Raw genomic sequence first — 315 nt, forward strand, 5'->3', positions numbered from 1 at the left:
CTTCCCGCGCAAAGCCCATTTCATGGGTCACGACAATCATCGTGATTCCTTCCTTGGCGATCTTGCGGATGACTTCCAAAACCTCGCCGACCAGTTCAGGGTCTAGCGCAGACGTCGGTTCGTCGAATAGAATTACCTCTGGCTCCAAAGCAAGTGCTCTTGCAATCCCGACTCGCTGCTGCTGACCGCCAGATAATTCACTGGGATACGCGTCGAGCTTGCTGCTAAGTCCCACCTTCTCCAGCACGCTCACACTCCGCTCTCGTGCTTCTTCCTTTGGTCGCTTTTGCACGATCACCAAGCCTTCCATCACGT

The 315-nt window shown here is 54.6% G+C and carries 1 protein-coding gene; it reads right to left on the reverse strand.

All coding sequences use genetic code 11. From position 1 onward, the window contains the following. Positions 1-315: ATP-binding cassette domain-containing protein (locus tag SB773_RS30840; RefSeq protein WP_410594043.1), on the reverse strand; the 315-nt coding region annotated here is incomplete at both ends.

The organism is Bacillus sp. SIMBA_074, from assembly GCF_046534555.1.
Lineage (GTDB): Bacteria > Bacillota > Bacilli > Bacillales > Bacillaceae_G > Bacillus_A > Bacillus_A mycoides.